This window comes from Vicinamibacterales bacterium (assembly GCA_035699745.1).
In the GTDB taxonomy this organism is placed as follows: Bacteria; Acidobacteriota; Vicinamibacteria; order Vicinamibacterales; family 2-12-FULL-66-21; genus JAICSD01.
In genome coordinates, this window is sequence record DASSPH010000081.1 from 20,342 (window position 1) to 39,121 (window position 18,780).

An 18,780-nucleotide genomic window follows, 5' to 3' on the forward strand; every position below is an offset into this window, starting at 1 on the left:
CTGACATGACCCGCACCGGCGAACACGGCGTCGCGCTCGTCTTCACGCTCTTCCTGATGGCGGCGCTCTCGGCGATGGCGGTGTCGATCATGTTCCTGGCGCAGACCGAGACCTCGGCGAGCCGCAACTACAAGACCATGTCGCAGGCGCGCTACGCCGGCGAGGCGGGCGTGCACCGCGCGATCCACTATCTGTCGAGCACCACCTACACCAGCCTCGTGACCAACACCACGGGGTTCGACACCACGGTGTCGCCGGTCACCTACAGCGGCAACCCGGTGGTGCTGGCCGCGGTCGCCACCGACTCGAACCACCCGAGCACGACGATCAAGAGCGCCTATGCGGCGCTGTTCAGCGGCGCGTCGCTGAGCGTCGGCTCCGGCGCGACGGTCACCTACGCCGCCAAGGCGACGCTCATCTCGATGAGGCAGGTGACCGTCTACGGCGGCACCTCCGGCGTGGTGCAGACGTGGCGCATCGAGGCGACCGGCACCGTGCCCGGGGCGCTGGCGGCGACCGTCGAAGTGGCGGCGCTCCTCGAGCGCGACAGCACGGCGGCGGAGACGTATGCGATCTTCGCCACCGGGTCCGGCTGCGGCGCCATCACCATGACCGGCAACGTCCGCACCGACAGCTACGATTCGAACAGCATGACGATGTCCGGCGGGGCCCCGGTCACCCAATCGGCAGGCGGCTCGGTCGGAACCAACGGCAACCTGAGCATCGCCGGCCAGGTGAACATCGCCGGCAACCTCGACACGCCGCGGACCGGGGTCGGCAACTGCACCAACGGCAACATCACCGCCCTGACGCAAACCGGCCAGGCGAACGTGTCCGGCGACACGATCCAGCTGCCGCAGGCGAAGACGTACCCCACGCCGGCGCTGCCGTCGCCGTTGCCGCCGACGACGAATCTCAGCATCACGTCGAGCACGACGTGTCTCTCGCTGTCGCTCTACATCAGTTTCCCGGTGACGTGCAGCAGTTCAGCCGCCGGAAACATCACCCTGAACTCGAACGGGGGGACGATCTCGCTCGGCAACGTCACGCTCAGCGGCGGCTCGACGCTCACGATCGACAACGGCACGTCGGCCTCCCCGGTGACGGTGAACGTGAACTCGTTCATCATGGCCGGCAACTCCAATCTCATACTCGGCACCGACACGTCGGTGACGATGAACGTCGTGGGAACCGGCGTCACCGGTGACGTGGTCGACTTCACCGGCGGCTCGTTCTCGAACGCGACGTTCGATCCGTCGAAGTTCCAGATTCTGTACGCCGGCACCGGAACCATGAAGTACACGGGCGGGAACCAGACGGCCGCGACCGTCTACGCGCCGAACGCGTCGGTCAGCATGGACGGCAGCGGCAACTTCTACGGGTCGATCCTGTCGAGGCAGTTCACCGACACGGGAGGCGCCAGCGTCCATTACGATCGCAGCCTGGCCTCGAAGTTCACCGTGCTCGGCAATCACGTCATGTCATCGTTCAGCTGGCAGAAGTACTAGCTGAAACGCGCGTTGGGCGTTGGGCGCTGGGACGTTGGCGGTTATCTCCGCGCAGCTCCGTACAACACCCTGCCGGGTCTCGACGCGGTCATCTCGCCATGCTCGAACACCACCTGGCCGTTGACCACCACGTGTGAGAACCCCTCGGCATACGAGTGCGGACTGGCGAACGTTGCCGTGTCCCGCACCGTCGCTGGATCGAACACGACGAGGTCGGCCTTGAGTCCGGGCCGCAGGAGCCCGCGGTCGGTGAAGCCGAGGCGGCCGGCGGGGAACGCCGACATCTTGCGGATCGCGTCCTCGAGCGACAGCACTTTCTTCTCGCGCACGTAGGTCCCGAGCACGCGCGCGAAGGTGCCGTAGCTCCGCGGGTGCGGATTGGCTTCGCCGAATACCGGCACCGAGCCGTCGGACGCGATCATCGTCGCCGGATGGCGCAGGATCCGCACCAGGTCACGCTCGCTCATGGCGTGGAAGATGCCCTGGCAGCCGCCCTGCTCGACGATCCACATCACGACCTCCGCGGCATTGCGGATGGTGGGGGCGAGGCCGCGCGCCCTGGTCAGGTCGGCCAGGGTCTTGCCGGCGAGCGAAGGATCGAAGCTGCAGCTCGCGAACTGCACGTTCTTCGGATCGCCGCCGCCGCGCTCGTCGCGAATCATCATCGCGATCCCGCCCTTCGCCTTTTCGCGGGGTCCCGATTCCTTGAGCCGCGCCAGCGTCGCCTCGCGCCCGCCCTCCAGCACCCAGGCCGGAATCAGCGCCGCCGCTACGCTGGTGCTCGACGCGGTGTATGGATACTGATCGATGGTGACGTCCACGCCGCGGGCGCGCGCCTCGTCCACCAGCCGCAGCATGTCGACGCTGCGCCCCCAGTTGCCGACGCCAACCACCTTCGCGTGGCTGATCTGAGTCGGCAGGCCGCCCTTCTCGCCGATCGCGATCGTTTCGTTGACGCTGTCGAGCAGTCTCGCGGCATCGTCTCGCTGATGCGATTCGTGGACGCCGCCCAGGCGTCCCGCGGCGCGGGCGAGCTCGATCACTTCGTCGGTCGGCGTGAACGTGCCCGGCACGTAGAACAGCCCGGTGCTCAGGCCGAGGGCCCCTTCCCGCATCCCCTGTTCCACCATGCCGACCATCGTCCGGATCTCCTCGGCCGTCGCCTTGCGGTTGGTGTTGCCGACGACGGCGCTGCGGATGGATCCCTGGCCGAGGAACGAAGCGATGTTGACCGACTTGTCCAGCTTCTCCATTTGCGCGAAGAACGGGGCGATCGGTACCGCCGACGATCCGTCGGGCCCTTCGATGACGGTGGTGACGCCCTGCCGGACGTAATTCGCCGCCGTCGGCACCTGCGACAAGCCGCGGCGCGCGTGGGTGTGGATGTCGATGAAGCCGGGCGCCACGATCCTGCCGCCGGCGTCGATGGTGCGGGCGGCGCCGGCCTCGATCCGCGGCGCGATCGCGGCAATCGCATCGCCGCGGATCGCCACGTCCGCTCGATACCACGGCGATCCGGAGCCGTCGACGACGCGCCCGTTGCGGACGATGAGGTCGTAGGACGCCGGCTGAGCGAGGGCGGCGGCCGCCGCCGTCACGAGCGCGATCGCGAGTGGGCGCATGGCGCGGCATTGTAGCGCGGCGGGAGCGGTGGAGTATGATGAGGGCCCCCACCGACATGGCTGCCGAACCGTCACCGCTGCCGCCGCGCGACGCTGCCCGGGGTGTCTCGAGCGCCACTCGAGAAGCGGTCCCGATGACGCTGCGCGAGGTGCTGGGTCTGACGGTGATGCGCCGCGTGTTCTACGCGCAGGTGGTCAGCCTGCTCGGCGACTTCCTCGCCATCTTCGCCGTCATCAGCATCGTCACCTACCGGATGCACGCCACTCCCGCCCAGGTGACCGGGGTGCAGATCGCCTACATGCTGCCGCTGGCGTTCCTCGGTCCGCTGTCGGGCGTCTTCGTCGATCGCTGGCAGCTGAAGCCGACGCTGATCGCCAGCGATCTCATCCGCGCCGCGCTGGTGCTGCTGCTGATGGTGACCACGACGATCTGGCAGATCTACATCATCCTGGCGGCGCTCAGCTGCGTGTCGAGCTTCTTCGCTCCGGCGCAATCGGTGACGATCCGCAGCCACGTGCCGCCGAACGGACTGATGTCGGCGAACGCGCTGATGCAGATGGCGATGCTCGGCGCCCGAATCGTCGGCCCGGCGGCGGCCGGCGGACTGGTGTCGGCGTTCGGCCCGTCGGTCTGCTACGCGGTCGATTTCGTCAGCTTCATCGTCTCCGCGCTGCTGATTGGCACGGTGACGATCGTGCGTCCGGCGGGCGCGCCGGCGCAGACCGCGGCGGTCCAGCGCGGCCGCATCGCTGGGATCGTCCACGAGATGGGCGAGGGGATGCGGTTCATCTCCCATCACGCCGCCATCTCGTTCGTCGTGATGGCGATGGCAGCCGGGATGTTCGTGATGGGATGTTTCGGTCCGCTGATCGCCATTTACGTCCGCGAGTGGCTGCACGCACAGGCCGGCGTCTTCGGGGTCGTGAGCGCGATGGTCGGCACCGGGATGCTCTTCGGCATGCCGCTGGTGCGGCGCGTCTCGGGCCGGATCGCCAGCGCGACGCTGGTGCTCTCGGGGCTCGCCGGGATCGGGCTCGGGGCGCTGCTGCTCGGCGCGCTGCCGTGGGTGGCGATGTCGATGCTGGCCTGTTTCACCCTCGGCTTCGCCTTCGCCGGCGTCATCGTGCCGGCGCAGACGCTGATGCAGCAGGAAACGCCGGCGGCGCTCATGGGGCGCATCTCGAGCACCACCATGTCGGTCGTCTTCTTCGCGCAGTTGATCGGCCTGGCGCTCTCCGGCGTGCTCGCACAGGCGTTCGGCGTGCGCGCGGTGTTCTTCCTCTGTGCCGTGCTGGCGTGGGCGCTCACCGGCGCGGGCAAACTGCTGCTCTCGAGCGACCGCCATGCCGCCGCGGCCGTCTAGGATCTGCTTCGGCGACTTCGCCTTCGATCCGGCGAGCGGCGAGTTGTGGCGCCGGGGGCGCCGCGTGCGCCTGCAGCGGCAGCCCTCGCGGCTGCTGGAACTGCTGCTGGCGAATCCCGGCGAGCTGGTCGGACGGGACGAGATTCGCGCGGCGCTCTGGGGGGACGACACCCACGTCGATTTCGAACGCAGCTTGAACTTCTGCGTCGCCAGGCTGCGATCGGCGCTGCGCGACAACGCGGCGGCACCGTCCTACATCGAGACGGTCCCGACCCGCGGCTACCGCTTCATCGCTCCCGTCACCGAGCAGCGGCCGCCGATCTTCGTACCCGCATCCGAGCGCCGGCGCCTGCCGTGGGGCGTGACCGCCGCCGTGCTGGCGGCCATTGCGTTCGTCGTCGCGCTGCGCTACACCCAGCACCGACCGGCGCCCACCGTTCTCGTGGTTCCGTTCAACAACGAGACCGGGTCGGCGGACCTCGACCGCGTCGCCAAGGGGGTGTCGGACGCGACCGTCGCCCGCTTGGCGGCGTCGAGCCGGCTGCGGGTCATCGGCAATGCATCCGGGCTGACGTTCACCTTCCGTCCGCCCGACCTGAAGGCGATGGGGGAGTCGCTCGGCGCGCAGTACCTGGTGCTCGGCCAGATGAAGCGGGACGAGCGCCAGCTGCGGATCGTCGCCCACCTGATCCGCGTCGCCGACCAGACGCACGTCTGGGCGCGGACCTACGACAGCCCGACCCTCGACCTCCGGCAGCAGGACATCATCGCGGCGGAGATCGCCGTCGCGATCATGCAGCGGATCGGGAAGGCCTGAGTCCTCAGCAGGTTGCCGGCTCACACGCCGCTCACACGCTGATGGCTTGAAGCGCGCGGCGAGCCGCCGGTAGCGTCGGCCGGCAGGAGGCACCCGCAGATGTTCGACTCGTTTTCCCGCCGCCGGTTTCTCGCCGCCGTTCCCGCCGTTCCCTTCCTGGCCGCGCGACAGCCGTCCACGGCGGCCGCGCCGGGGGCCGCCTTTCCGGCGCACGAGCCGGCGCTGGTCAGAGACGTGGTGACCGCGTCGCACGGCAACCTCGCCCGGGTCAAGGAGCTGGTCACGGCGCGGCCGGCGCTGGCCAGGGTCTCGTGGGACTGGGGATACGGGGATTGGGAGACGCCGATCGACGCGGCTTCGCACGTCGGCAACCGCGCGATCGCGGAGCTGCTGATCGCGCACGGCGCGCGGCCGACGATCTTCACGGCGGCGATGATGGGACAGGTGGCGATCCTCAAAGGCTGGATCGCCGCGGCGCCGGGCATTCAGCGTGCGCGCGGGCCGCACGGCATCACGCTGGCCGCCCACGCGCGCGCCGGCGGCGCCGCGGCGGCGGAGGTGCTGGCGTATCTCGACGCGCTGGGCGACGCCGACCCGCGCTACACCGACCTGCCGCTGAGCGAGGCCGAGTACGCGGCGATCGCCGGCGAGTACTCGTTCGGCGCCGGCCCGAGCGAGACCTTGAAGGTGGCGCGGACCGCGCGCGGCGCGCTCACGATCGCGCGCGCCGGCGGCAGCGAGCGCAACCTGTTCCACCACGGTGGACTCGTGTTCAATCCCGCCGGGGCCGAAGCGGTGCGCGTCCGGTTCGACGTGGCCGGCGGCCGCGCGCGCTCGCTCACCGTGGAGGACGGCCCGGTGCCGACGCGCGCCGCGCGAGTGTGAGGGTATACTCCTCCGGTTATCCCCTGGAGGACAGATGAACGTGTCGTCGTACCGCTCGCGCGGGCCGAAGCTCGCCTTCGCCGCCGCCGTGGCGCTGCTCTGCCATCTTCCCAGTCCCGTCCACGCGCAAGGTCCGCGGACGACGGCGACGCCGCAGAAGCTCGATGAGGAGTACACCGCGCGGATCAAGAAGGCGACGCCGGATGCGCGGATTCTCACCGAGCTGGTCGATCACATGCCGGCGTCGGCGACGGTGCCGTCGCCGCTGAAGTTCTTCGGCTACGTGCCGGGCGAGCCCGGCAATCTCACGTACCACGCCGACATCGTCCGTTACTACGAGGCGCTCGAGAAGGCGTCCCCCAGGGTGAAGCTGTTCCGCATCGGCAAGAGCGACGAGGGGCGCGACATGGTGGCGCTCGCGATCGCGGACGAGGCGACGATCAAGCAGCTCGACAAGTACAAGCAGATCACCGCGCGGCTCACCGATCCGCGGAAGCTCGCCGAAGCGGAAGCCAGGCAGTTGATCGCGGCCGGCAAGCCGATTTACTACGCGAGCGGCAGCATCCACACGCCGGAGTTCGGCAGCCCCGAGATGCTGATCGAGCTGGCCTTCCGTCTGGCGGTCGAAGAGTCGGAGTACATCCGCACGATCCGCAACAATTCGATCGTGGTGCTGACGCCGGCGACGGAGGTCGATGGCCGGGAGAAAGCCGTGGACAACTTCCGCTGGGCGCTCAAGAACCCGGGGAAGCCGCAGCCGGGGCTGGTCTACTGGGGCCAGTACGTGCAGCACGACAACAACCGCGACGGCATCGGCGTCGGGCTGAAGCTCACGCAGAACATTCTCAAGAGCTTCCTCGACTGGCGCCCGCAGGTGTTCCACGACCTGCACGAGTCGGTCACGCTGCTGTATGTCTCGACCGGCACCGGTCCCTACAATACCGTCGTCGATCCCATCCAGGTGAACGAGTGGTGGCTGCTGGCGCAGAACGAGATGGTCGAGATGGCCAAGCGCAACGTGCCCGGCGTGTGGACCTACAACTATTACGACGGGTGGGTGCCGAACTACATGTTCTGGATCGGCGTCACCCACAATTCGATCGGCCGCTTCTACGAGACGCAGAGCTTCCGCGGCCAGAACTATCCGATCGGCGGCAATCAGAGCCGCGAGTGGTACCGGCCGAACCCGACGCCCGGGGACGTGCAGTGGGGACCGCGCGCCAACGTCAACATGCAGCAGAGCGCGATCCTGATCTCGATGAACAACGTCGCCAGGAACAAGGACTTCTTCCTCGAGAACTACTACCTGAAGAACAAGCACACGATCGAGCGCGGGCAGGCGAAGGCTCCCTATGCGTACGTGATTCCGGCGAAGCAGCGCCGGCCGGTGGAAGCGGCCGACCTGATGAATCTGCTCCGCCGCCAGGGAGCCGAGGTGCATACGGCGAACGCCGCGTTCACGGCGGGCGGCGTCCAGGTTGCGGCGGGCGATTACATCGTGCGCCTGGATCAGCCGTACGCGGCGGTGGTCGAGACGCTGCTCGGCGTCCAGTTCTACGCGCCGGACAACCCGCGCCCGTACGACGACACGGGATGGGCGATTCCGCTGGTCCGCAATCTCAAGGTCACGGCGATCGCCGACAAGGCGATCCAGCAGCAGCCGATGACGCTCGCGGCCGCCGATTTCAAGGTGGCCGGCACGATTACCGGCAGCGGCCCGGTCCTGATCGTCGAGCACACGACGGACAATCCGCTCGTGACCTTCCGCTTCCGCCACGCGGCGGTCAAGATGTCCGCCGCGCAGCAGGCGTTCGAGGCCGGCGGGCGCAAGTTCGGAGCCGGCTCGTTCGTGATTCAGAACGCCGACCGCGCCGTCCTCGAGCCCTCGATCCGGGAGCTCGGGCTGTCGGCGGTGGCGGTCGCCGGCGCACCGTCGGTGCCGATGCACGATCTCGACGCGCCGCGGATCGGCTACATCCACACCTGGACCAGCACCCAGGACGAGGGCTGGGTGCGGATGGCGCTCGACTACTACAAGGTGCCGTACACCTACTTCGCCGACAATCTCGTGCGCCAGGGAAGCCTGAAGCAGAAGTACGACGTGATCATCTTTCCGCACGCCGGCGGCGCAGCGCAGGGGCTGGTCTACGGCGGCGTGCAGGGCAGCGAGCCGCGCCCGTACAAGAAGACCGCGGAGACGCCGCACCTCGGCATCCAGGACTCGACCGACGACATGCGCGGCGGGCTTGGCTACGACGGACTGCAGGAGCTGATGAAGTTCGTGCAGCAGGGGGGCGTCCTGATCACGGAGGGGAGCACCGCCACGATCTTCCCGGAGTTCAACCTCACGCAGGGGATCAACGTCGAACCCGGCGAGGGTCTTTATGCGCGCGGTTCGGTGCTGAAGACGCTGCTCGGGGACAGAACCAGCCCGGTCCTCTACGGCTACGATCAGAACGCGCTCGCCGTGTACTTCAATCAAGGGCCGATCTTCTCCGTCGGCGGGGGCGGCGGTTTCGGCGGGCGCGGCGGCGGCCGCGGCGCCGGGCTGCCCGGCAACATCAACATGCAGCCGAACGCGGTGCAGCCGCGCCTGGCGACGCTCGAAGGCTCGGCACCCGCCTCCGCTGCCGGCACCGGCGCTGCGCCCGGACAGGGGCGCGGCGGCCGCGGCGGCGCCGGGGCAGGGTTCGGAGGCCGCGGCGGCGGCGCGGGAGCCGGCCCGAACGCTCCGCGCGTGCTGCTGTCGTTCCCGACCGATCCGAACGACATGCTCCTGTCAGGCGTGCTGGTCGGCGGTGATGCGATCGCGGGGCGCGCCGTCGCCGTCGACGCGCCGATCGGCGCCGGACACGTCATCCTGTTCGCGAACCGTCCGTTCTGGCGGTGGCAGACGCAGGGGAACTTCTTCCTCGGCTTCAACGCCATCCTGAACTGGAACGATCTCGACGCCGGCCGCACCGCGCCGCGGCCGACCGCGACGCCGGCACAGGAGCGTTAATCGGCTGTCACGGACGGAACCACCGCCGAGGCCGCAGAGCACGCAGAGACCCGGGAAGGATTCCACCCGGTACTCTGCGTCCCTGCGGGAGCACGACGTGACGCCGGGCGGCGCACGCCGATGACGCTGACGGTCTGGTGGATCACCTGCCTGATCTGGAGCAGCGTCTGGCTGTTCATCAAGATCGGGCTTCGTGACCTCCCGCCGGTCACCTTCGCGGCCACCCGTCTCGTCGTCGCGATCGCGGTGTTCCTCCCCATCCTGTGGATCCGCGCGGTGCCGCTGCCGCGGCGCGCCGCGGACTGGTCGGTCATGGCCATCGCCGGCCTGCTCGTCCTCGGCGTGAACTACGCGCTGCTCTTCTGGGGCGCGCAGTTCATTCCGTCCGGCCTCGTGGCGGTGCTTGGCGCCACGACGCCGGCGTTCTCGCTGGTGCTCGGCCACTACATGCTGAAGGACGAGCCGTTCACGCTGCGCGCGCTCGGCGCGATCGCGCTCGGGATCGGCGGCGTGTGGACCATCTCCGCCGACCAGCTGCACCTGTCCGGCCGGCAGGCGCTCTTCGGCGCGCTCGCGGTCACGGCGGCCTCCGCGTTCGTCGGCTTCGCTTACGTCTTCGTCAAGGCCCGGCGCCGTCCCGCGCTGAGGCCGGAAGTGATCACCTGCGGGCAGATGATCGCCGCGGTGGGCCCGATGCTGCTCTTCGCGGCGGTCCGCGAAGGCAATCCGCTCGCCCACAACTGGACCCTCCCGGCGATCGGCTGCGTGCTGTATCTCGCGGTCTTCGGATCCGTCGCCGCGACCTGGCTGAACTACTGGCTGCTCGAGCGCATGTCCGCCACTGCCGTCCTGTCGATGGGGCTCGTCGAACCGTTCATCGCCATCCTGCTCGGGGCGGTCGTTCTCGGCGAGCGCCTCAGCGTGAATGCCGGGCTCGGCGGCGGGCTGGTCCTGTGCAGTATCTTTATGATCACGATCCCTTTTCAAAGGAGGCGCGCGTGATCGTTCGATGGCTGGTGCGTGCTGGAGTGGTGCTGCTCGTGGCGGGCTCCGCCGTCCAGGCCGCGGCCCAGGCGGTTCCGATCCGCTACAAGTGGGCGCAGGGGGACGTGCTGACCTATCGCACGGTCGTGCGCACGACGAGCAGCGCGACCGGCGGTCCCCGCGGCCCGGAAACGTTCGAGCAGACGATGTCGCAGACCATCAAGCTCACCGTCGCCGCGGTCAATCCGGCAGACGGCAGCGCCACGCTGCGCCACTCGATCGACGCCGTGTCGATGGAAGTGACGACGCCGGCGGGGAAGGTGGTATACGACAGCGCCAGGCCGCTGCCGGAGGGCGCCGATCCCCGCGTCCTCGCCATGTCCAAGACCCTGGGCGGCATGGTCGGGGAAGCCGTCAGCGTCACCATGGCCCCGACCGGCGCGGTGCGGCGCATCGACGGCGCGGCGCGCATCGCCCAGAAGCTGATCGACGATCTGCCGCGCGACCCGATGTCGGGGGCGCTCGCCCAGAGCATCAAAGGCATGTTGAGCGACGAGGCGCTCCGTGCCGCGCTCGAGCAGAGCTTCGCGCGGCTGCCGGAACAGCCGGTGAACGTCGGCGACAGTTGGAGCGCGGAGCAGGCGGTCGGCGCCGACGCGACCGGCCGGCTGCTCGGCAAGTCGACCTACACCCTGAAGGCGATCGACGGCGCCGGCGACGCCGCGGTGGCGCGGATCGCGGTCTCGCTCGCCCTGCGCCAGGAAGAGGTACCCTCGACAGGCGCATCCACGGTCGTGAAGCTCGCCCCGGGCAGCAAAGGCGAAGGGGAGCTCGTCTTCAGCCTCGCGCGCGGGCGCATCGAGAGCAACACCATGCGCACGGACATGCCGTCCACCATTACGCTGCGCACGCCGGACGCCGGGACGATCACCATGCAGAACAACACCAGGACGACGATGACGATGACGATCGTCAAGTAGGAGGATCCGATGAGGCTGATGGCAGTACTCGGGGCGATGGCGCTCATGACGGCCGGCGCAGCGGCGCAGCAGAAGGGGGCCGACGAAGCGGCGATCGCCAAGATCCGCACCGCGTATCAGACGGCGGCAGGGGCGCAGGACGCCGCCGGCCTGGCGAAGCTGTTCGCCGCCGACGGCGTCGAGATGCCGCCCAACGCGCCCGCGGCGAGCGGCCGCGCCGCGATCGAAGCGTTCCACAAGGAGTTCGCCAAGCAGTGGATGCTGCACGGCATGACCATCACCGCGACCTCGACCAGGGTGATGGGCGACACGGCGTACGACATCGGCACCTACAAGCAGCAGCTCATGTCGCACGCGACCGGCGGCATGGTCGACGACAAGGGCAAGTACGTCGTGCTGCTGAAGAAGGACGCGGCGGGCAACTGGGCGATCTCGCACGCGATCTACAACAGCGACAATCCGCCCCCGCCGCCGCCGGCGAAGAAGTAGATCGCGTCCGCCCGGAGTAAGATCGGGCCAATGTACGCGCTCGTCTTTCTCACGCTGCTCGCGGTGTCGCAGATCGCGTCCTCGACCGAGCGCGCGATCGTCGCGGCGGTGGATGCCGGCAACGCCGACGCGCTGGACCTGCTCGAGAAGGCCGTCAACATCAACAGCGGGACGCACAACTTTCCCGGCGTCCGCGCCGTCGGCGCGCTGTTCCGCCGCGAGCTCGACCAGCTCGGCTTCAAGACGACGTGGGTGGACGGCACGCCGTTCAAGCGCGCGGGACATCTGGTCGCGGAGCACCCGGGGAAGGGAAAGCGGATGCTGCTCATCGGCCACCTCGACACGGTGTTCGAGAAGGACAGCCCGTTCCAGGCGTTCCAGCGGGTCGACGAGCGTACCGCGAAGGGACCCGGCATCATCGACATGAAGGGGGGCGACGTCATCATCATCGCCGCCCTGAAGGCGCTCAAGGCGGCCGGCGTGCTCGACCAGATGAACGTGGTCGTGGTGATGACGGGGGACGAGGAGGACTCCGGCGAGCCGCAGGCGGCCGCGCGCGCCGCGCTGGTCGAAGCGGCACGGGGCGCCGAGTATGCGCTCGGATTCGAGGACGGCCCCGCCGATCCGAAGTTTGCCGTCACCGCGCGGCGCGGCACGTCGTCCTGGAAGCTGGCCGTGACGGCGAAGACCGGCCACTCGTCGCAGATCTTCCGCAGCGACATCGGCTATGGCGCGAACTACGAGCTGGCGCGCATCCTCGACGGCTTCCGTCGCCGCCTCGCCGGACAGCCGCACCTGACCTTCAATCCCAGCCTCGTCCTCGGCGGCACGACGATCGACGTGGACGACGTGCTGAGCAAGGGCTCGGCGTCGGGCAAGACGAACGTCATCGCCGAGCGGGCGATTGCGCTCGGCGATCTCCGGACGCTGTCGAAGGAGCAGCTGCAGCAGGCGCGCGACACGATGCAGGCGGTGGTGGCGGCCACGCCGCTGGCGCAGACGAAGGCGACGCTGACGTTCGAGGAGGGTTATCCGTCGATGCCGCCGACGCCCGGCAACGCGCAGGTGCTCGCGGCGTACGATCGTGCCAGCCGCGAGCTTGGCTTCGGCGCGGTGACGGCCGTCAGCCCGGACCGCGCCGGCGCGGCGGACGTGTCGTTCGTTGCGGCGTATGTGAAGAACATCCTCGACGGCATCGGGTTGATGGGCCGGGACGACCACTCGCCCGCGGAGACGGCCGACCTGACGACCCTGCCGAGCCAGACCAAGCGGGCGGCGATTCTGATTCACCGGCTGAATCAGGGGACCAGGTAACGTGCGCGAGAAGCGAGTCTTCGCCAATATCCTCGAGGCGATCGGCGACACGCCGATGGTCCGCGTCAACCGGATCACGAAGGGAGTCAAGGGCACCGTCTACGCCAAGATCGAAACCACGAACCCGGGCAACTCGATCAAGGACCGCATGGCGGTCAAGATGATCGAGGACGCCGAGAAGAGCGGGGCGCTGAAGCCCGGCGGCACCATCATCGAAGGGACCTCGGGCAACACCGGCATGGGGCTGGCGATCGCGGCGGTGATCAAAGGCTACAAGTGCGTCTTCACCACGACCGACAAGCAGTCGAAGGAGAAGGCCGACGCGCTCAAGGCCTTCGGCGCGGAGGTCATCGTCTGCCCGACGAACGTCGATCCGGACGATCCGCGATCCTACTATTCGGTCTCGTCGCGCCTGGTGCGCGAGGTGCCCAACTCGTGGAAGGCGAACCAGTACGACAACCTGTCGAATTCGCAGGCGCACTACGAGCAGACCGGGCCGGAGATCTGGGACCAGACGGACGGGAAGATCACGCACCTCGTCGTCGGCGTCGGCACGGGGGGAACGATCAGCGGAGTCGGCCGCTACCTGAAAGAGAAGAATCCGACGATCAAGGTGTGGGGGATCGACACCTACGGCTCGGTGCTGAAGAAGTACAAGGACACCGGCATCCTCGACAAGAACGAGATCTATCCGTACATCACCGAAGGCATCGGCGAGGATTTCCTGCCGAAGAACGTCGACTTCTCGGTGATCGATCACTTCGAGAAGGTCACCGACAAGGACGCCGCGGTGATGACCCGGCGCATCGCCCGCGAGGAAGGCATCTTCGCCGGCAACTCCGCTGGCTCGGCGATGGCCGGCCTGCTGCAGCTGAAGGAGCACTTCACCGACGGCGACGTCATCGTGGTCATCTTCCACGACCACGGGTCGCGCTATCTCGGCAAGATGTTCAACGACGACTGGATGCGCGAGAAGGGCTTCTTCGAGAAGAGCGGCATGACGGCGCGCGATCTGGTGGCGTCAGGCGTGTCGGGCGAGCTGCTGTCGATCGAATGCCATCAGCCGGTCGAGGCGGCTGTGCATCTGATGGGGGAGCACGACTTCTCGCAGCTCTCGATCACCCATGAAGGGCGACTGGTGGGATCGCTCAACGAGACGCATCTCTACTCCGAGCTGGTGAAGAATCCTCTCATCAAGACCGAGCCGGTGGAGTCGATCATGCAGCCGGCGTTCCCGTTCGTCGACGTGTCGACGCCGGTCGATCTGCTGGCCACGATGATCACTCCCGCCATGCCGGCCGTGCTCGTGCGCGACTTCAAGACCGACAAGACCTTCATCATCACGCGGTCGGACATCATTCGGGTGATCGTCTAGGGGATCGGGTGATCGGGTGATCGGGCGATCGGGTGATCGGTCTCATTATTCGCTGCGCAGCGCAGTGAGAGGATCGATGGCCGCGGCGCGGCGGGCGGGGATGGCCAGCGCGAGGCCGATGATCGCGAGCAGCACCAGCGCGGCGGCGGCGTAGATCAGCGGATTGGCGGCCGCGGCGCCGACGCGCAGCTTGAGGATCGAGCCGCCCATCACCAATCCAGCCGGGACCGCCAATGCCAGGCCGCCGATGAGGCCGATGGCGACGGGCGTGAACGTGCTTCGGATCACGGTGGCGTGGATCTCGCGCCGCCCGGCGCCGAGGGCCAGGCGGACGCCAAGCTCCTGTCGTCGCCGCGCGATCGCGAACGACACCACCCCGAAGATCCCGATCGCGGCGAGCGCGACCGCGGCGCCGCTCAGCCCGACGACCAGCGCCTCGACCTTGCCGATCTCCTCAATCCAGCTGTCGATCGGCCAGCGCAGCGTGTAGCTGTCGACGAACGCACCGGGAAACCGGGCGCGAAGCGCCGCGGCGACGGCTGGCGCGCAGGTCGACGGATCTCCTGAGACCCGGACGAGCGCCTGGTACGGACGTCCATCCGGTATCCATGGCAGGTACGCCTGCGGCCCGTCCGGCCGGCCGGCCTCCTCGGTCGCCGTGTCGCGGGCCACGCCCACGATCCGCCACGTGACGCCGGACCTGGTACGAACCGCCTGGCCGACCGGATCCTGCGTGTTCAGGATCCGCCGCGCGAACGACTCCGAAATCACGATCTGGCAGTCGTCGTGCTCGCAGGGCCGATCCCCTTCGTCGAGCGCGCGGCCGCGCAGGATGGGCAGGTCCAGCGCCGTGAAGAATCCGGGAGAGACTTCGTTGGCGGACACGGTGCGCACACTCCCGTCGGGCGCGACGATGTCGGCCCGGGCCGATCCGAACACCGGCGCCGTCTGGGCGAACACGACGGCGCCCGTGCCCGGGACAGCGCGCAGCACACCGGAGAGTTCGGCCGGCGACGGACGGCTCACACCTCCCGCCGTCCGGTAAGTGACGCGCGGCATGAGGACGCGCTCGGTCTCGAAGCCGGTCTGCCAGTTGCGCGTCTGATAGTGCGTGGCGAGGAACAGCGCCGATCCGACGACGAGGACGAAGCTCAACCCGACCTGAACGGCGACCAGCGCGCTGCGGAAGCGCGACCCGCTCCGCGATCCGAACAACGATCGGCGTCCCTTCAGCGAATCCAGGACGTCGACGCGCATCGTCTCGAACGCCGGCGCGAGGCCGGCGGCGACCCCCGCCAGGCACACCGTCGCGGCGAGGTACGCGAACGCGCGCCAGTCGGGCGTCATCCGTGTTTCGAGTACCGTTCCTGCGAGCCAGTCGATGATCAGTCGGGGCAACTGATAGGCGACATACACGCTCGCGGCGCCGGCGACCGCGGCCAGTGTCAGCGTCTCGGTGAGCAGCATCCGCATCACGCGTCCGCGCCCCGCGCCGAGCGAGATCCGGACCGCGACTTCCTTCTGCCGCGCTTCCGCGCGCGACAACAGCAGCGTCGCGACGTTGGCACACGCGATCAGGACCAGGCAGGAGAGCGCGGCCATGGTCATACCGATCACTGCCAGAACCGTCGCCCGGATCCTGGGCTCGTTCACGGTCGCGCCGTTGGTCACGACGACGCTGCTCGTGCGTCCCGGGTGCGCGAGATCGTTCCGCGCGGCGATGACCGCCATTTCCGCGGCGGCCTGCGCGCGGGTGGCCTCGGGGGCGAGCCTTCCGCTCACCATCAGCCAGCGATCGTGGCCGTGGTGGCCGCCGGCCATCAGCCGGGGATCGGGGCCGATCTGCATCCGGCCGCGGAGCGTGTAGGGGAGCCAGCCGGCCCCGAACTTCAGCGACGCGTCGGAGGGAGGTGCGATGCCGACGATGGTGACCGGCACGCCCGCCACGGACACCGTGCGGCCGATCACGCCTTCATCGGCGCCGAAGCGGGTGAGCCACCCGGTATGCGACAACACGAGTACCGGAGCCGCGGTCTCGCAATCAGCGGGCTGGAGCAACCGGCCGCGCGCGGGACGCTCGAGGCCGTAGACCTCGAAGTGATTGCACGTGACCAGCTGCAGGGTCGCCGCGGCCGCTGCGTCGACGCCGATGTGCGCGCGGACTTCACTGAAGGCCGACAGCGCGCGCACGGCTCGAACACCATCGCGAAACGCGACGTATTCCTCCACGCTCAGCGCCCCGAGCGTCGGGACCTTCGTCCGCTCGGTCGTCGAGGCGGCGTACACCTGCAGAAAGCTGCCCGGATCCGTGCCGACGGGCGGTTGCAGCGCGATCCGCGAGAAGATCGTGAACACGCCGCTGCTGATGCCGATGCCGAAGGTCAACGTCAGGACGATGACGGCCGAGAGCAGCCGGTTCTGATTGAAGCCACGGATCGCGAACCGCACGTCGGCGACCAGGTCGTCGAGCAGATTGATCCGGCGCGCGTCGCGACAGCGATCTTCGATCGCGGCCGGATTGCCGAACTCGAGGCGGGCCTGGCGCTGCGCCTGAGCGGGCGTCAGCCCGTTCGCCTCCAGATCGGCGACGCGGCTCTCGAGGTGAAACCGCATCTCGTCGGCCATCTGCGATTCGAAGGCCTCGCGGCGCCGCACCGCGCGCCACAGCGAACGCAGCCGTCTGAGCATGGTGCCGCCCTTCAGCCTTCCGACGGCCGCGACTGGAGCGCGGCCGCCATCGCGGCGGCCAGCCGGTTCCAGCTGTCCGTCTGCTCGCGCAGACGGCGGCGCCCCGCGGCGGTGAGGCTGTAGAACCTGGCGCGGCGGTTGTTGTCCGAGACCCCCCACTCGCCGGCGATCAATCCCTGGTGCTCGAGGCGATACAGGGCGGGGTAGAGCGCCCCCTGTTCCACCAGCAGCGCGCCACGGGTGATCTGCTCGATGCGCAGCAGCACGCCGTAGCCGTGAAGCGACCCGAGCGAGACCGCTTTGAGGATCAGAACATCGAGCGTGCCTGGAAGCAGATCCGCCTGCGGCGCCATCGGGTCCTCCCCTAAGATGCTTAGGCATATTGACGCGCTTCTCCTAAGTTGTCAAGGAGAGAGTGAACGACCGCGGTCCGGGCCATCCCGGTCGAGCTGGAACCTCGTCCGTGCGGCGGTACGGATCCTGCTGTTCTCATCCGCGGCCTCCGCGGAGGCCGCGAAATTCAGATGAAGGAGTCACACATGCTGAAACGGATGAGCGTTCTGTTTTGCGGCGCCGTGTTCGCGCTGACGACAGCGGGGCTCGCGGCCCAGACCGCCACCCAGGACGCGAAGGAGAAGACCAAGGCGGCGGCCAGTCAGAGCGGCGAGGTGATCACCGACGCGGCGATTACCAGCGCGGTGAAGACCAAGCTGCTGGGCGATCCGGACGTCAAGGGGCTCAACATCGACGTCGACACCACCAACGGCGTGGTGACGCTCACCGGCGTCGTCCACACCGCGGCGGAGCGCACCGAGGCGCTGCGTCTCGCCCGCAGCACCAAGGGGGTCAAGAACGTCAAGAACAACCTCAAGCTGGAGCCGCGCCGCGCCGGCGCCGACACCACGACGACGGCGACGACGGGCCGGACCGACAAGGACGACAAGCTGAAGGTGGAGATCAAGGACGACACCAAGGAGTCGGCCGCGAAGGTCAAGGACGCCAGCAAGAAGGCGGGGGAGAAGACCAAGGACGCCGCCAGCAAGTCCGGCGAGGTGATCACTGACGCGGCGATCACCTCCGCGGTGAAGACCAAGTTCCTCGCCGACAGCACGGTGCCCGGCCTGAAGATCGACGTCGACACCAAGGACGGCGTCGTCACGTTGACCGGCACGGTGAAGAGCGCGGCGGAGAAGGCCGAAGCCGTCCGCCTCGCCAAGACGACCAAGGGCGTGAAGTCGGTCGTCGACAAGCTGACCGTTCAGCAGTAGCTGAAACGGATCAGCGGCCACCACCCGACGGCCAACTCGCGGGCGACTGACAGACTCCCAGCTCCCAACACTACCCGGTACGGGAGTTGGGAGCGGGAGTCGACTCTATTCGTCCCGGTGAACGGTCGCCGGCGAGAAGGCCGGCAGGCAGACGGCGACGTACTCCGCGCCTTCCGGCCCCGGCGTGCTGTAGCGGATCCACTCCCCAGGGCTCGTCACGACGGCCTGCCCGGCGTTGACGTCGAGCACCCCGCCTTTGTGCTCGACTCGCAGCGAGCCTTTCAACACGACGGTGATTTCCTCGAACTGCGGCGTCTGACCCGGTTCTTCCCATCCGGTCGGTGAAATCATGCGCGCCACGCTGACGGCCGAGTGGCCCGAGTTCACGCGTCCGGCGAATTCCTGAATCTGCTTGGGCTTCGTGCCCACGCAGTCGATCACGGTCGGCTTCTCGATCAGTTTCGGCATGGTGTCTCTCTAATCGA

General features: G+C 68.5%; 15 protein-coding genes. 11 read left to right on the forward strand and 4 right to left on the reverse strand.

Annotation, left to right across the window (positions count from 1 at the left end; all coding sequences use genetic code 11):
* Positions 1 to 5 precede the first annotated feature (5 nt).
* On the forward strand, positions 6 to 1,508 hold the full coding sequence (locus VFK57_20165; protein ID HET7698040.1) for a PilX N-terminal domain-containing pilus assembly protein: 1,503 nt from the start codon (positions 6 to 8) through the stop codon (positions 1,506 to 1,508).
* Positions 1,509 to 1,549: 41 nt separating this feature from the next.
* On the opposite strand, the gene VFK57_20170 is transcribed toward VFK57_20165, so the two are convergent.
* Positions 1,550 to 3,130 carry a D-aminoacylase gene (locus tag VFK57_20170; GenBank protein ID HET7698041.1) on the reverse strand — a complete coding sequence of 527 codons (1,581 nt, stop codon included), beginning with the start codon at positions 3,128 to 3,130 and terminating at the stop codon, positions 1,550 to 1,552.
* A 134-nt stretch (positions 3,131 to 3,264) separates the two neighbouring features.
* On the opposite strand from VFK57_20170, the gene VFK57_20175 reads away from it, so the two are divergent.
* The 9 genes from VFK57_20175 to VFK57_20215 all read left to right on the forward strand — a co-directional run bounded on the left by VFK57_20175 (position 3,265) and on the right by VFK57_20215 (position 14,339).
* Positions 3,265 to 4,494, forward strand: coding sequence for an MFS transporter (locus tag VFK57_20175; GenBank protein ID HET7698042.1), 1,230 nt, complete (start codon positions 3,265 to 3,267; stop codon positions 4,492 to 4,494).
* Positions 4,475 to 5,311, forward strand: coding sequence for a winged helix-turn-helix domain-containing protein (locus VFK57_20180; GenBank protein ID HET7698043.1), 837 nt, complete (start codon positions 4,475 to 4,477; stop codon positions 5,309 to 5,311). The genes VFK57_20175 and VFK57_20180 overlap by 20 nt, the downstream gene beginning before the upstream one ends.
* A 99-nt stretch (positions 5,312 to 5,410) precedes the next feature.
* The gene (locus VFK57_20185; protein HET7698044.1) at positions 5,411 to 6,196 is read left to right on the forward strand and encodes a hypothetical protein; all 786 of its coding nucleotides are present in this window, start codon (positions 5,411 to 5,413) and stop codon (positions 6,194 to 6,196) included.
* 34 nt (positions 6,197 to 6,230) lie between these two features.
* A complete protein-coding gene (locus tag VFK57_20190; protein HET7698045.1) occupies positions 6,231 to 9,197 on the forward strand; it encodes a M14 family zinc carboxypeptidase in 2,967 nt (988 codons plus the stop codon).
* A gap of 120 nt (positions 9,198 to 9,317) precedes the next feature.
* A complete protein-coding gene (locus VFK57_20195) occupies positions 9,318 to 10,199 on the forward strand; it encodes an EamA family transporter (protein HET7698046.1) in 882 nt (293 codons plus the stop codon).
* Positions 10,196 to 11,161, forward strand: a complete 966-nt coding sequence (locus tag VFK57_20200; protein HET7698047.1) for a DUF6263 family protein — start codon at positions 10,196 to 10,198, stop codon at positions 11,159 to 11,161. Before VFK57_20195 ends, VFK57_20200 begins: the two co-directional genes overlap by 4 nt.
* A gap of 9 nt (positions 11,162 to 11,170) precedes the next feature.
* Positions 11,171 to 11,650, forward strand: a complete 480-nt coding sequence (locus VFK57_20205; protein ID HET7698048.1) for a nuclear transport factor 2 family protein — start codon at positions 11,171 to 11,173, stop codon at positions 11,648 to 11,650.
* Positions 11,651 to 11,680: 30 nt separating this feature from the next.
* Complete coding sequence (locus VFK57_20210; protein ID HET7698049.1) at positions 11,681 to 12,964, forward strand: M20/M25/M40 family metallo-hydrolase; 1,284 nt, start codon at positions 11,681 to 11,683, stop codon at positions 12,962 to 12,964.
* Between the two features lies 1 nt (position 12,965).
* On the forward strand, positions 12,966 to 14,339 hold the full coding sequence (locus VFK57_20215) for a pyridoxal-phosphate dependent enzyme (GenBank protein ID HET7698050.1): 1,374 nt from the start codon (positions 12,966 to 12,968) through the stop codon (positions 14,337 to 14,339).
* 45 nt (positions 14,340 to 14,384) lie between these two features.
* Here VFK57_20215 and VFK57_20220 read toward each other — a convergent pair whose 3' ends face one another.
* Positions 14,385 to 17,027 (reverse strand): ABC transporter permease, encoded by a 2,643-nt coding sequence (locus VFK57_20220; GenBank protein ID HET7698051.1) that lies wholly within the window; start codon positions 17,025 to 17,027, stop codon positions 14,385 to 14,387.
* A gap of 11 nt (positions 17,028 to 17,038) precedes the next feature.
* The gene (locus tag VFK57_20225) at positions 17,039 to 17,380 is read right to left on the reverse strand and encodes a PadR family transcriptional regulator (GenBank protein ID HET7698052.1); all 342 of its coding nucleotides are present in this window, start codon (positions 17,378 to 17,380) and stop codon (positions 17,039 to 17,041) included.
* A 198-nt stretch (positions 17,381 to 17,578) separates the two neighbouring features.
* On the opposite strand from VFK57_20225, the gene VFK57_20230 reads away from it, so the two are divergent.
* Positions 17,579 to 18,295, forward strand: a complete 717-nt coding sequence (locus VFK57_20230; GenBank protein ID HET7698053.1) for a BON domain-containing protein — start codon at positions 17,579 to 17,581, stop codon at positions 18,293 to 18,295.
* Between the two features lie 105 nt (positions 18,296 to 18,400).
* On the opposite strand, the gene VFK57_20235 is transcribed toward VFK57_20230, so the two are convergent.
* Positions 18,401 to 18,763: a cupin domain-containing protein gene (locus tag VFK57_20235; protein ID HET7698054.1), complete on the reverse strand. Its 363-nt coding sequence runs from the start codon at positions 18,761 to 18,763 to the stop codon at positions 18,401 to 18,403.
* Between the last annotated feature and the right edge of the window lie 17 nt (positions 18,764 to 18,780).